General features: G+C 37.3%; 7 protein-coding genes. 2 read left to right on the top strand and 5 right to left on the bottom strand.

Annotated features, from left to right (window positions below; translation table 11 throughout):
• Positions 1–12: 12 nt before the first annotated feature.
• A complete protein-coding gene (locus tag ACPZ3T_RS25600; protein WP_490272245.1) occupies positions 13–669 on the bottom strand; it encodes a hypothetical protein in 657 nt (218 codons plus the stop codon).
• The gene (locus tag ACPZ3T_RS25595; RefSeq protein WP_490272244.1) at positions 654–1,415 is read right to left on the bottom strand and encodes a TIGR04255 family protein; all 762 of its coding nucleotides are present in this window, start codon (positions 1,413–1,415) and stop codon (positions 654–656) included. Before ACPZ3T_RS25595 ends, ACPZ3T_RS25600 begins: the two co-directional genes overlap by 16 nt.
• Positions 1,416–2,049: 634 nt before the next feature.
• Between ACPZ3T_RS25595 and ACPZ3T_RS25590 the strand changes: the two genes are divergently transcribed.
• On the top strand, positions 2,050–3,114 hold the full coding sequence (locus ACPZ3T_RS25590; RefSeq protein ID WP_490272243.1) for an RNA-binding domain-containing protein: 1,065 nt from the start codon (positions 2,050–2,052) through the stop codon (positions 3,112–3,114).
• Positions 3,115–3,345: 231 nt separating this feature from the next.
• Complete coding sequence (locus tag ACPZ3T_RS25585; protein ID WP_490272242.1) at positions 3,346–4,440, top strand: reverse transcriptase domain-containing protein; 1,095 nt, start codon at positions 3,346–3,348, stop codon at positions 4,438–4,440.
• A gap of 19 nt (positions 4,441–4,459) precedes the next feature.
• Here the strand turns inward: ACPZ3T_RS25585 and ACPZ3T_RS25580 are convergent, their stop codons facing one another.
• From ACPZ3T_RS25580 to ACPZ3T_RS25570, 3 genes are read right to left on the bottom strand one after another with little or no spacing between them, the layout of a single operon-like run.
• Complete coding sequence (locus ACPZ3T_RS25580; protein WP_490272241.1) at positions 4,460–10,735, bottom strand: DEAD/DEAH box helicase; 6,276 nt, start codon at positions 10,733–10,735, stop codon at positions 4,460–4,462.
• Positions 10,732–11,658, bottom strand: coding sequence for a hypothetical protein (locus ACPZ3T_RS25575; RefSeq protein WP_490272240.1), 927 nt, complete (start codon positions 11,656–11,658; stop codon positions 10,732–10,734). The genes ACPZ3T_RS25580 and ACPZ3T_RS25575 overlap by 4 nt, the downstream gene beginning before the upstream one ends.
• Positions 11,658–15,782, bottom strand: a complete 4,125-nt coding sequence (locus ACPZ3T_RS25570) for a chromosome partitioning protein ParA (protein ID WP_490272239.1) — start codon at positions 15,780–15,782, stop codon at positions 11,658–11,660. The genes ACPZ3T_RS25575 and ACPZ3T_RS25570 overlap by 1 nt, the downstream gene beginning before the upstream one ends.
• Positions 15,783–15,806: the final 24 nt, after the last annotated feature.

Below are 15,806 nucleotides of genomic sequence, written 5' to 3'. Positions count from 1 at the left end.
AGTAATGGCCGTTTATGAAAGCTCTTGAATAGCTTCTTCAGCATAGTTACGGATGTATTGGTCAGTTTCATAACCAGATGCAAAGCGTGCGATCGCATTTTTTATCCGCTCAGTATCTATTTCATCCGCAAGCAGCAATAACGCATCAATAAAAGTTGCTTTTAAGATTCGCCGTTGATTAATTAGTGCTATTAAATTGAAAGTTAGGAGTAATTCAAATCTTTCTTCAGCAGGGATACGATAGGCACAAGCGATTCCTTTTATCAGTATTTCCCATAAGGGATCTAAGATTAGAATATTCCTGTTTTCCACTGAGTTAATCATCAATTGGCTTAGAGCTTCTAAATACTGACTAGCCTCTTTTAATATATTGATTTCATTGATTTCTGCCAATAAATCTACAGCACCATCATAAGCATCCCTTGCTTTGCCACTAATGCCCCATTTCAAAACTTCTATAATTGCTTTGGCAGAAGACAATCTTGTAAAAATAAACCCTCTCAACTTATTCCGTCGCTCAGAAAAGGACAAAAAGTATTCTCTTATTAGAAAATCCGGATCGCCGTATTTATGATTAACATAACTTTCGTTAATTTGTCTGTTTCCCAAATTTTCTAATTTATTCGTATTATTCGCCGTAGAAATTGTTTGACCTACTGTGCCAACCATTTTAGACCCCAATCTTGTTTAACATCTTTTTGTAATAGTTCTATAAATGTATTAACTGTGTATTTATGGGCAGAGTGAAACCATTCTTCATAGCTTACTTTTGTATCGTAGCTACGACTTGTTAAGTCTAACAGTAGCATAGAATTATTATCTTCTAACCTAATTATTTGGTTAATACGAACTAACAAATTCCCTAAATTATCAGGAAGTTCAAATTCAAATTCAGCATTAAACAATCGAGGTTGTTTCAGAGTAATTTCCCATTCTTTGCTCATGAAGTTGAAAATTTTATTGTTATCTCCTGGCTCTTTCCAACCAAAATTTTGATCAATCTGATTAAGATAAGTAAGTTCATAACGAATCGGTTGTAAAAATGTTTTCTCAGTGCTTAACCACCAATTCTGAAAGTGCTGCCATTCACTTTGAAATTTTGGATATATTTCTCTAAAATGAGGATATTCATCTGCTTCACCTTGACGACGCCAGTTGTAATGAAATCGGTTTGACTGCAACTGTATGAGTTCTTTTCTGTCAAGTGACTCAAACCAAACTCGACGGAGTTTGGGCATCATAGGAAGAAGTTCAACGTCTCCTATTGGCGGTCTGTCAAGTGGCGGAGAAGGAAATCGGTCTTGAATACTCTGCCAGTACAGTCCGAAATGCACAGAAGAGAACCCTGGATCGTTGAATTCAACGCCCAAGACAACTTCGGTCAGTGGTGACTTACTGAATTTAGCTATTGACATTCGCCCAACCTCATCACTGTGGCTGCTCCTCAGACAATATCAAATTCTTACTCCTTTTGTAGTTATCGCTTGAACAAGTACAGCAAGCTACACAGTTAAGCAAAAGTTAAGGGAGCATAGCATAGTCTTCGTTCTACTCTAGATTACCCTTACCTTCTACCCAAATACTTAAATTCTTTCTATAGGCTGACAGCCTACTCGCTCAAAAAAATTATCATCTTGAGCAAATAAACCCATCTAATGCTTATAGTGACTGAACTGGCTTATTTCTAGCTATTACCGTTATCAATGATCCGTGTCTAGTGTCCAGACTGAATCTAACCATGCTTATAATGTGGCGATCGCACAGAGACTGAACAAGATTAAGATCCTTCTCTAATGAACTGCCAATCAACTACCCATGTGCTTGGGCGGATCACCTCACCTATGGTGAGCGGAATGTCATCGCTACTGAAGGTTGATTTTGGGCAACTAGCAAATCAAAGTCAAGCAGGGAGATTTCAAGCTGAAACATACTCCCGTGATTTCTGCTGCTTGTACACCTACTGTCTAAAATTATATTTATTTTGAAAAATTTACTTATTAAAAGTTAAAGTATAAAATATTTATTGTTATTGAAATTACATTATCATCTATGCAAAATCAGCCACCATTTATAATCAATTCAATTTACTATCGAGAGGAGGGTAAAGATATTGAATTTAAGAGTATAGAATCACAACATCCTGTTAAAAAAATTGTAAATCATGCAGAGGAATATATAACTGGATTTCTTAACGCGCTAGTAGAAGGTCAACTATATATAGGTATAGATGATGCTGGAAAAATTTTAGGTGTTAAACTTAGTAGGAGCGAGCGAGATGAAATTCAAAAAATCATCCCTAATAAACTCAGAAATACAGACCCAATAGTTTCTCCATCGCTTTATGATATTGCATTCTACAATGTTCTTAACGAAGAGCAAAAAGACATTGAAGATTTGTTTGTTGTAAATATAAGTATTTTAGGAGTAGATGAAAGTCAATTTTATAGAACATCAAGCCGTGAGTATTTTCTATACAAAACAACAGGAGGTAGTACTTATCTTAAAACAGGAACAGACTGCATTAAGTTGAATACCACAGAAATAGCACAAGAAATTCAAAAGCGTAAACAAAAGTATTTAAAGCAAGAGTTAGACAATATCGACGATAAACTTTTACAAAATCCAGATAATCGTTCTCTTCTCAAGGAAAAAGCCAACATAGCAAAACTGATGGGTGATATTGAGAAAATGGATGAAACTTATAAAAGACTAATCAATCTTAACCCTAACAATTCTAGAACAAGGGTTGATTATGCCTCTGCACACAAAAGTATAGGTGATTTAGAGGGTGCATTAGATATCCTTGAAGATGCTCTTAAGGTAGATGGAGATAATCTGAGCATATTAAAAACAAAAGGAGAAATACTTTTAGGCTCAGATAGCTCAGATAAGGTTAAGGAAGCTTTTCAAACTTATGAAACTGCATTGAAATTGAATCCAGAAGACTATACTATCATTACCCAAATTGGGATTGCATTAAGAAAATTAGGTAAATATAAGGAATCTATCAAAGTTTTTAATTTAGCTCTGGCAAAATCTCCTCATTACAGAGCAGCAAAATATGAAAAAAGAATAACTTATCATAAGATGTTTGAAGGCGGTATCAGAATATAAACTCACAAACCTGAAATATATTCTGTTAAAATATTTGGCGTACTGATTTTTTTATGTTAGAATTGCCGCACATAGCCTACTTAATGAGCATTGATGTCCGTTGGCGATACAGCAACGGTGTATTATCATCCAAACCTTACGCTAACCAGTGAAAAAATCTGTTAGTGCTGCTGTAATGCAGTAAGCAGGAATGCCATTAGTAGGTTTTTTTTATCAAGATATTGAGTAGTTGTGAGTAACAAAATTTCTCTTTCGCCTCTTTTATATGAAAGTTGTGAAGACCTTGGCAAAAAATTCAAAGAGTTAAAGTCAGCAAGAGATGTTGCTCAAATGTTACAAATTCCATATAATTATTTAATTTATTATATTTATAGAACTTCTGACAATTCAAAATATAAAACTTTTAATTTGGAAAAAAAATCTGGTGGTTATAGAACTATTCATTCTCCTAATGATTCTCTAGAAATTGTTCAGAGAAAACTAAGCCAAGTACTATATTCAGTCTATAGCCCAAAACCTTGCGTTCATGGGTTTGCAGCTCATCGTAGTATAGTTACAAATGCTAAAGTCCATACAAAGAAAAAATTTGTTTTAAATATAGATATTAAGGATTTTTTTGATGCAATAAACTTTGGTAGAGTAAGAGGTCTTTTTATTGCAAAACCATACCAGTTAAATGAAGAAGTCGCAACTATTTTAGCTCAGATATGTTGCTTTAAAAACAAGTTGCCACAAGGCGCACCAACATCACCAATTATCTCTAACTTAATTTGTGCAAAAATGGACAAAGAACTTCAAAATTTTGCCAAGTATAATGGTATTTTTTATACGAGATATGCTGATGATATAACATTTTCCATTAATCGAGAAGATTTACCTGTTGGATTAGTTTCATCATATAGCAAGGGATTTTCTCAAGTTATATTAGGTGATGCTTTGAAAACAATTATAGAAAATAACGGATTTCAAATAAACGAATCAAAAGTCAGATTAGCTTATAGAACACAAAGGCAAGAAGTTACAGGCTTAGTTGTTAATAAAGGTGTTAATGTTAATCGCAAATATATTCGTAATCTTTATGGTACTCTTCATGCCTGGGAGAGATACGGTTTAGAAGAAGCTGAGAAAACTTACATCTCTAAGTATGCAAAAAAAACCGTCTCACCTGATAATGAAGTACCGTCTTTTTTGGATTCATTACGTGGGAAGATAGAATTCATAGGAAGTGTAAGAGGAAAAGATGATCCTCTATATATAAAATTTTTGAATATATTTAACGAATTAAGACAGAAAGCATCTGAAAAAGAAGATATAGTAGTTTCATGAACTCGTGTTGCTGTTTATATTAGTATTGCTTATTAATTACTACATACGTTGCTTCTGTTACCGAATAAACACCAGTTGCTTTTGGCTCTAAGAAATCCATCCCTTTATCAAAGATAATTTTGTATCGCTGACCATTTGCTGTCAGCACTTCCATCTCGCGGGAATGAGGAAAATAAGAGCGTTCATGCCAAGGTTGAACTTTCACTGTTGTAGAAACTCCCATACTGTGAATTTGAGTAAGTGCCGCCTCCAAATTAGCTTTTCGCTGAGAACCTGACTCTCCTTTATAATCTTCTAGAACCAAAATTGTGACAGAGGAATTTTCATTCATGCCATCACCTTGTAATAGATCAGCCAGGATTTTCGCTCCTTTCTCATTCAGGTAGCGATCGCGATAAACTATCTTCATCCCTCCACCAGAAAAAACACGGTCTATGCCGAGTCTTTGCCGTAGTTGCGGTATTGTTAAATTACTCCAGGTTCTATCAGGGAAGATAACTGTAGTATTAGGGTCTTCTAGTTCTATTGCTTCTACAGGTCGAGCTTGCGATCGCAAGTTTTGTAGACGCTGAAATATAGTATCTACACCTTCACCACTTCTGGTTTCAAACCATTCCTGTTGATGTAATTGTAAAGCAATGCGATTTTGTTGCTGAGTGCTTAAGCATAAAATTGGTACATCATTCACAGATGTTTGATATAGCTTGAGTAATCCTTGGTCTACCCACTGTTGCAAATGCTTCTGCAATAATTGCAAATTCCTCCTGGTTGCATCAGAAGCAGCAGTATTTGGTTCTGGTAATTGATTTAAAATTAATTCTAGTAGAATATTACTGCGCTGCATGGAATAAACCGCATCTTTTAGCAGCTTTAACCAAGGAAGTGGCGAGCCATTATTTAAATTAAATGTGTCTATCAAGCTGGGTAAGTAAATCATACTTTCCTTACCAGCCATACGACAAATTGCAGGCAAGCGTGTGGCCATTTGGGACAATTTGACTCGATTCGCATTAGGTGCAAAAGCTTGTAGTTCTGGGTCTGGTTTGACAACCAAATCCGTGAGAAAATTAGCAACTATTTTTCGATTTAGTTCTGCATGAAATGGCTGATTTGAATAAGTTCTCAAGCAGTCATAGCAGCTTGTATCACAACTACAAGATGCAGTAATTTCTAAAGCTTTCTCTAATACCTGAAAAAAGTGATCAGCTATGCGCTTGCTATAACCTGCTCCCCCTGGAACGTTGTCATATATAATAATTTGGGCAAATTTATTTGGTAATGGTGTAAACAAACCATCCAATTCTGAGCGAGGCACATCAATCACTTGTGCGGCTGCGGCTATTAGTGCATAGGTTAGCGATCGCCAAAATGTCATGCCATCGGTGTCATCATATATTTGTTCGGTTACAGACGCAACTGTGCCACCATCCCCGTAATGAACAACGTCACCAAATAAAGGTTTGAGGTTTGCTGTTTTCTGAAACTCAATTTTTAACAAATCACTGCGAAATTCATGCCCTAAATGGATATATGGGTATCCACTACCTGAACATTCTCTAGCAGTAATTGGGTGTTGATGTGGAGGCAACTTAGCACTAACTGGCTGTTTTTTACTGCGACCTTTGGCGTTATTGGATTCACGCTGTTTTTGTACCAGTTCGCTTAGGTCTCTCCCACAGTATTGGCAAATTGCAAAACCTTCTTTACTGAAGCCTTTACCACGTCCCAAACTTCCTTGATTTGCGAGAAAAAGAGTTCCACCTTGATTAACTGTGAGTTTATAAAACTCATGTTCTAATTCTTCTTGGTCTTCTCCAGACTGAGCCAAAAATACCTGTGAGGTTAGTTGACGTTGCGGTTTAGTATATGGCGTAACTTTGGGGACAACTGACCAGTCTGTAGTAAAGGCTTTAGGAACTTTGTAAAGCTTCATCTTGCCAGCAGCAGCCGGAGTTGGTTTGCATCCACAGACAGAACATTGTTCAATTATTTGTTCAGAAATTGATAATTCAAAATTATTACAATTCTTGCAAACCCAATAGTATTTTTGCTCTAAATCATTCGGTCTGAGAATACCAACGCTCTGATACACTCGGTCATCAACTACAATATCTTGGCTAGGTGCATATTCACCAAGCGCAAGACGGCGATCGCGTTCTAGTCTATGCTTTCCTTGAGATGATTTAAACTCATCGCTTTCCCCTGTCAATAACCGCACTACATCAATGGGAAAACCATAAATCGGTAGTATACTGGCTTGAACTAATTCATCGTGCAGTCTGCGCTTACCGATTTTTTCTAACTCCGCTTCAATACCATCCCGTCGCTTTTCCATCCCCTTTCGTTTTGTCCGGTCAGTTTCAGCAGTAATACTGTCTTGAATATCTTTAAGCAGTAATACTAAATCATTCCAATCTGCTAATTGTGCTTGCTGAAACAGTAAAATTGCGGCAACAAATTGACTTAATATATCAGTGGTAGCATAAGAAATTTTCAGCTTATTGATCCATACCTGCACCAAATTATGAGCATCATCACTATGCAGCCACTCTTGTAATTCACTAACCATTGCTGTGGGTGGTGGTGTCTCTAAAGAATCAAACTTATGCACAGATAAGCTGAAAAATTCAGCAATGGTAACTTTCTCTGCACCTCTTTCCTTGGTCTTCAAAAACTCAGCTAGTAATTCAGCGCGAATATGACGCTGTTGAATTTGGAAGTTATCAGCATCAAGCTTAGGAATTTGATTACTACCTGCGATTAATTGTTCAGGTTGCTCAAAATAAAATCGGTCATGGGGACGACGCTGGCCATACATTAAAGTAATCGCCACTCCATCAGTACGCCGTCCTGCACGTCCTGCGCGTTGTTGGTAGTTACTAACATGGGGTGGAAAGTTGCGTAAAACCACAGCTTGCAGTTCGCCGATGTCTACACCCATTTCTAAGGTTGTAGAACAACTCAGGAGATTAATTTGACCGCGACGAAAACGGTTTTCGCGTCTTTCTAGTTCGGTGACTCCTAACTGTGCTGTATGTTCTTGCGATCGCAACGGCAAAGGTAGGCGATTTTTGATAATATACTGCTGATAATGCTCGTTTCTGACTTGCTCTATTTTCTCCGCATAGTAAGGCTGAAGCTTACCAGTGCATCTGAAGGCTGGACAACCGAAAATATTCAGTTTAGTTTGAGATTTTTGGATATCTGATAAACCTGGAACATGGATAATTTGTTGACAGCGATCGCACTGATACCAATCATGCTGAGTTTTAATAATATTTAATCTTGTCCAGTTCAATTGCTGACCATTTTTAGCTTTTTCTAATAAGCGTAATTTTTCTAATTGTCTAAATAGAGCAACAAACTTATCTCTGTTTGGTAAGTTGTCACCAAATAGCTGTAGGTAATACCAACCAAGTCTATTTTGAACTTGACTAACTTCACCTGTTTTTTGCTTCAACTTTGGTAGAAATGACGGTGAATCTTTAAATTTCTTCTGTTCATCAGGTGTTTTTTCTAAAAATAGATAATTCTTAGCCCTTCCTTGAACATCTATCATTTCTGGTCTAACGCCTTCAACACCACCAGTTTCAGGGAAGTAACGCGATGCACCATCAACACTCACGATTCCTGTGCGGCGAATGATATCTGTGAGAACTATCAAGAAAATCTTGGCTTCAGCATTTGAAATCTCAAATTCACGAGCTACCAATTCAATTAACCGTTCATCCCTCAATTCAATATGACAAGCAAATAAAGCATAGGCTTCCAATGTAGAGCGACGATTAAAAGGCAGGGCAAATTCCCGTAATAATAATTCCTTAGCACGAGCTTCTGCACTATCTTGACAGTCTCTATAATTTTCTAAACTTTCCTCATCATCAGGATAGTAACTGAGATAATTCTTTCTAGAATCTCGATCTGGATGAGGAATAGATGTTTCTAAAAATTGCTGTTTTACTTTATTAATCAGTTGATTAATGGAAACAATATCATCATCAGGATTAAGCTCTTGAAATGCTTGCCAAATTATTTGCCGATAAACTGTTTCTGTATGAGTGCGCTGGTAGTCAGAGGCAAAGAATGCCGCATCCTGACGACCATCAGAAAATGTTAATAGCTTGCGTTTTGATGCACTACCTTGATCTTCTTGAGATTCAGGTAGTAAATCAAACAGGCTATCAATCATGGCCTCTAAAGGTTCATCTGTATAAGCTACAAAACGGTTAATCGCTTGAGCGCGAATTGGTCTTGTCCCACAAGCAGCACATTTTGGAAGGTAGCATCCCTCTAAATCTTTGGCATCTTTTGGGCGATGCCATGCTAAATAAAATTCATTTGGTTCAGAAGATTTATTCGTAAATTTTTCTAGTGTGGGTAGTCCAATCCAACCATCACGCTGGCGAATTATTAAAGTGTTTACTGGTGAAGATTCTTGTTCTTCCTCTCCAATTTCTTCTTCTTCCGTAATGCTGTCTAATAATCCTGAAGTCAGAGTGTATATTTTGCCATTTTCTCTTAAACCTTGATTTGAGCGTGGTAATGGTTCTAATTTAGATACACCATTTATTTGAGTAAAGGCATAAGCTTGACCGCACTGATAACAACTACCCAACTCTAAAACTGGAGAATTGCAATCATCACAGGTTCTTTTTTCGTTCAAATATAATCGACCATATCGCCGAGGTTTGTCTTCATAATTTGGATCACAAACTCCACCAGGACATTGAGGATTAATGCAAGCATACAACCCTTCTAAACTACGAAATAAAAGGTGGATTCTAACTGGTAGTAATGGTAAGCTTTCTAAATTCTCACGAGCAAGAGTGCCTAATTGTAATAAATGAGCGAGGGCAAATTTTGTCTCAGTATCATCAATAGTGCCGTCAGATTTGAACGGTAAATTTACACACCAGAATTCTGTTGATTGTGTAATTTTCTCCCAAGGCTGGGGTTGACGGCTTAGAAGTTCAATGAGGCGGTGGACTATAGGATGTTGTTTAAGTGCATACCAGAGAAACTGGTGAACATCACCTTGCGCTTTCGTCTCTGCTGCTTTTAGATGTTCAGTAGGTACAAAACCACTCAGTCTGTCGAACCAAATACTTAAATCATCATCAATTTTAGGCAATTCTAATATGCTTAAATATGCTAATATTTCTTCGTGAGTAAGTTCAGCAGGTAATAGATAAGGTTCACCTAATCTTTCGATAGCATTGACGCGATCGCCCCGAATTACTTGATTAAAAGATTCCCCAAAAAATTTTGTAGCAAACTCTAATATTTCATTATTAACTGAAGCATCGCCTAAACTGGCACTGGTAGCAATACAGCGAATCTTTCCAGGTTTTTCTTGTTCGACAGCAACTTTTAGCCGTTCTATCAACATCGACACTTCAGTACCAGTCGAGCCGTTGTATGTGTGTGCCTCATCCACGACTAACATTTTAAAAGTTGATGCTGAAGTAGCAAAAACTTGATTACGTTCCACGGGACGAATCAACATATGCTCCAACATGGAGTAGTTGGTGACTAATATATGAGGCGGCTTATCCCAAATTTCTTGCCTAGAAATTGCTTGGATTTTTTGGATTTTGGCAATAGCTTCATCAATTAATCTTTCACGAGTGCTGAGATTGAGAGATGATTTGTCTTTTTGGGTAAATAACTCCCAAAGTTCTTCAGACTCATAAGCTTGTAATTCTTCCGCCAATGCTTCTTCTGCTTTGTACCTATCATTTTCAGTGCGGCTAGTATAAAATCCGAATCTAATTTTTATAGTTTCTTGACGACATAGTAATTTTCTTAAACGCTTAACTTGGTCATTTACTAAAGCGTTCATGGGGTACAAAATTAACGCTCTAACCCCAGCTATTGCTAAATTTGCTTCTTCTTTCAGCAGCATATCCAACATGGGAATCAGGAAACACTCTGTTTTACCTGAACCCGTACCAGTGGCAACAACGATATTTTGTTTTTGCTGAATAACTGCCTTTACAGCGTTTTCTTGGTGTTCGTAGAGAGGACGCTGATTGGGAGTGAATAAACTTGCCATTTCTGGATGCAAAACACCCTGACTTACCAGCGCATTCACACTGTTAGCAGGCCGATAAGGTTGAGAACCTTCTAAATAAGGATGCTGCCAAACGGTTCCAGGTACTTCTAGCTGCTGTTTTAAACCGTAGCGCAGATGAGGATCTCGTAGTGGGTAAGCAGTCAGCAGGTAACGAATAAAATCTTGGCGGGGTTGCTCAACTGCGGCGATTGGGTCAAGGTAGTTGCTGTTATGTGTCATACCAAAAGGCATCCTAAACGCTGAAATATAGTTTCCACTAAGGGGTGATGATGATGTTCGATAATACGAGTTCTATATCGCTCACTATCAGGCTCAGATAACCGCCAAAGTATCTGAGCATAAGCACTGGGTAAGCTAGTTCCTTGGAGATTGAGACGACATTGGGGTTTATCCCACTCAATTTTTAAGCGATGTCCTGCTTCTTTGTCGAGATCAAACATGACCAGCATTGCTGCATCTGGCTCTAACTCATAAAAGCACTCCTCTTGAAACCAAAGATACTCACCAGTAGGAAGTTGCAGTAATGATTTGTCTTGTAATTGGTGATAGTTTAAGGGTGTCCAGCGATGTTTCTGAGTTGTATCACGGCTAGGTATGTATCTGTGAATCGAGCCTTGACTTTGCCAACTGCTTGTCAAAAATGGATTGTCTGGCCAAGGATTTCGCAAAATAGCCTTACTAGGTTGGCTAGGATAAGGTAGGTTATTGATGCTATCAGCAACGGTGACTAAGCGGATTCCCACTTGATGAAGGTGGTCTTTAATGCGATTAAAGTTGTGTATTTTGGGACGGATGTTTACGCTATTGTGATTTTGCTCTGTTTTTAAAACTTGATGTGCTAAGGGAAGATAGGTGCGATCGCCTTGGAAACGCAATGCTGTTAAATTATTTTTATCCAAAGCCAATGCAGTTGGAGGAGCAATACAGTAACGATTTCTCACCCCAGCATAAATTTCACCTTGTGCTTGCAACTCGCTCAAAGTCTCCTGAACCTGAATTGTTAACTGCTCTTGTGATTCGTTAGGTGACAAGCTAGAGCGAATTAGCGCAATGAGTTGGTGTTTAGTTAAAGTCGTCGGTACTGCCGGATTTACAGGATGCCGATGATTACTTAACAGTAAGATAATTTCGTTAAAGCACATTATTGGTTTCCTATCATTCGGCTAACTTGTTCCAAAGGTAATGGTTTCCGTTGCAGAGTTTGAAAATGATCAATTTTTTGCAGTTGATAATTTGCAGTTTTAAAGTTGCTTAAATTCAGTAAAACAATATCTTCATAAACTGAATCTTGGGGAATTTTTATATCTAAAATTACTTCTTTTAAATTATTTTTAGCGATTGCAATATTTAGAAACTTCAGAAATACTTCCCGTTTCTTAGAACGAACATTGAGTAAGTACCAACTACCCCTAAAAATTGTAGTAATTGATGGTTCGGTAGATATTAATTTTTGTGTTTCAGATGGTGTTGCTGGTGGTGATATATCTGCCACACTCAAAAGGTTCAATAAAGCTTTTAATTTGGTTATTAAAATATCTTTGCTTAACCAATCAGGGAAATAATATTTTTCATTTTCCAGTGCGATAATTCTAGTTTGCAAATGTTGACGATCAATATCTAAGTTAAGTCGATTGACGGCTTCTATAAATGACTCTTTCGATTCACTATTACCTAATACTGTATAACAATAGTTCTCTCTATCTTCATTAAGATTATTAGGTAAGTCATTTTTACCACTACCACACCACCAGCCTAATTCTTCTGGAAGTAGTTGAGGACTAACAAGTTGAATGTAATAAATACCTGTGGAAAGATTTAACGGTACTTTAATAGTGTTTTCATCATGATTAATCAACGGTATTTCGATTTCTTCAGCTTCTGAATCTGGTAGTAGTAAATTCCAGCATAATAGAGAATAAAACTTATCAGGATGAAGACCAGATAAATTAATAGAATTACTTGTCCAAGACCAAGTTATATTATGAGGTAAGCCCTGCATCTCTACTAATCGCTGTGCCTCTAACCCCAAACGCTGGTAATCTAAAGCATACCATTCAGAATTAGGAAGTAATTCATGCAGTGTTGATAAATTAACTGTTAAATTACCTGAAGCATCTGCCTGAATCGACTGTTGTATCTTTTCAGATTCGTTGGATACAAAGAAAATAATTTCTTCTAAAGGCCAAAGCCCATCAATCTTAATAACTTCTGACCAAAACTTATCTGAATGCTCATGTTTTATTGGTAAATCAGTTTCAGAAATACCAGAGTTACTGCTAATTCTTAGCTGATTTAATGGTGCAATAGCAGAAGTTTGATGTTTTGATTTCACCTCAAACCGATATGACCATCGCTTTTCCTCAAACCAGAAGCGTGCTTCATAGTATCCAGGCGTAGTAATCCACTGACTCAGCTTAATTGCAATCCATTGATTTTTAGGTGATAGAGTTTCAATTGTCCGAGCGATAATGCTCCGCTTTGTAATATCTTCAACTAATACATTCATATTAAGATTTTGGTTAATTGGTGGATACCAGAAAGTAGGAGTCCCCAAATAAATTGCTTTCTTACCTGTTAATTTTAAACCTGTAAATACTGGCTCATCGTCTTTTACAAGTTTCCAGCTAATGAGTTGATTCTGATTAGTTTCATGTATAGTTAACACAATAGAAGACTCTGGAGCTATTAATCTAATATGCCGACCTCGCCATCCTCGGATACTGGAAGGAATGTAACTATCTAAAATCTCTATACCGTTAGTAAATTCCAGTTGAATATCTTTAGGAGTAAAGCAATACACTTCCTCAACTGACGTAATTCTCGGTTGAGAGTAGTCGAGAGGTAAATGTTCTCCAGTTAAAGCGTCAAATACTAAACATGGAAGATTACTATTAATCCCCTTGTAGTCCCATTCCATCAAATTCTGGCGGTTATGGTCTACCAGTTGACAATTCCACTTTTGGGATGCTTGATTAACTTCAATTATCAATTCTGGAATACTTAAATCTCCATCATTAGGAATTGTATCTTCCCAATTACCTTGAGGAATTTGGCAATATGTATCTCTGAGGTGTCGCCATTCTGGCTTCCACAAAACTTGTTCTGGTAGCAATAATTGTGTATTTAATGTATCTTCAATATCTAAGCTCAATAACAGAGGTTTACTACGTCTAGTTATAATACTTCGACTGCGACCAGATCCAGACTTGGGTGTTAAAACTTTACTAAGTGCATCCCAGTTACGCAGGAAAAAATTTTGTGGTAAGTAATAATTTCCTAATATTTTTTCACGCTGTTCTTCATCTACTAAAACTTGAGGAAGAGCCTTTTGTCGTTCTAATTCTTGTGCCACTATAGCAATGCCTTGCAGTAGCTGTCCTGAAACTGGTTCTGTTTGTGCATCTTCAGAGCAGCTGGATTTAAGAAAGTTAATTAATGTACCCCACTGCGAATGTTTTTCCTCACAGACATTCAATAGTAGCTGTGCAAGCTCTTCCGATTGGGTGTGTGCTAGTTCCCACCAGCCATATTCATCAGCAATTTCTTGGACTAACTGGGCGAAATGCTCCAGGTTTTGTTCAGGGACACCACTTTGTAGCCATAAGGTTGAAACAAATTTAAATCCACCTGTAGCTCGAACTAGTCCTAAAAGATTTATTCCTTCATCGACAATCCGGCGAAATGTATTTTCTACTCCTTGGTTATGATTAATATCTAAGCGATCGCAAAAGCCTTGCCAAAATCTTTCACTGGAATAGTAGTAAGCATACTCTGAAAGGGCAACAGTTAAAATCTTTAACCAATTTTGCTCTAATTCATAAAATTCATTTTGCAAAGAATCATAGGTAACTCTGTCCAACTGTTGCAAGTTTTGACCAACAATATCAAGTATTTTTTCACTAGCCTTTCGCGTCATTCTAATACTACCTAAGAATCTCCTTCCCAACGGGCGATCGCGATGTGACCAATACGGCAATATTTGCTCTTCCCATAAATTTTGTGTATAACGAGGATTCATAAAGGTAGTGCCACCACTGGTTATAGATTGTCTTTGATGTGAAGAAATTTGAGCTTTGATAGGAGCAGTTTTATTAGGTAGTCCTTCAGCCTTAGCATAAGTAAATGAACTTGGGCTACCTTCTTTTGTTACTGGTTGATTTAACTGAGGTTGGGATAAATTTCTTTGCAATGCTTCTTTTCGTGCAGTTAGTGATGCTAATTCTTGAATTAGCTTCTCTTTATCCTGCTGCAATTGAATAAGGTTGGTTTGTAAGCTATTAAGATTGATTTGTGCTTCCTGTTGCTGCGTTGTTAGGCTAGTAACAGATTGATTTAAGGAATATAACTGACTTTCTAAACTGTTAATTTGCAGTTTGAGGTTAGACAAATCAATTTCTAGCTGATTTTTTTGCTGTTTTAAAGCATCTAAGTTTTCAGTGAGTTTTGCGTGATCATCTTCTTGCTCCGAAATCTGTTTTTGTAGCTGGTTAAGTTTTTGAAGCTGCTGGTTTAAACTTTCGTTTGTCTGCTGCTTTTGAGTAATCAGACTTTCCAGCGATTGATTGAGTTCAGTTTCCTGTTGTTGGAGATGATGAATCTGAGCGTATAGAGTTTGTATGTCTGTCTCTAACAGATGTTTTTGCGCTATTAAGTCAGCCTGTTCCTGCTGGTGGTGCTGTTGATTTGAAATATTGGCTTGTAACTGGCTTAACCTTGCTTGGAGAGAATTACAATCAGTTTCCAGTTGTTGCTTTTGTGCGGCGATCGCCTCTAAATATTGGTTTAGTGTTAATTCTTGTTGTTTTAATTCCTGATTCCTGGTTTGCAGATGGTGAGATTCTGCTGTTAACTGTTGCCTTTGTGTCTCTAGGTCTACTAACTCCTGCTCTGTAGCTGTTTTTTCATTTTGTTGAGTGAGTAAAAGGTCTTGCAGTTGACTTAACTCAATTTGTAAGCTTTCAAAAGAGGTTTCTACCTGTTGCTTATTTTCTTGGCTGGCGATAATAGCTTTTTCCAAAGCGGCTTTCTGCTTTTTGAGTTTCTCAACTTGTTTTTCAAGTGCTGCAACCCTGCTTTGTACTGGTAAGAAGTGTTCATTGAGTTGCTTTCTGCGGAGATTATCCGTGACAAAAATCCCTACAGAGGCGGCAGGTATAGTAATCAGTCCTGTTAAAGCAGCTCGTCTAAGATCCCTTTCTAGAACTAGACTGATCCCAAAACCAACACCAAAGCTAATTACGCCTAAAATCAACCTGTGTTTAATCATTGATTTTTAATCACCCACTACAAT

Source organism: Aliinostoc maniaoense, assembly GCF_058172895.1.
The sequence above is the reverse complement of the archived record's forward strand: the minus strand, read 5'-3'. Positions and strand labels throughout refer to the sequence as shown.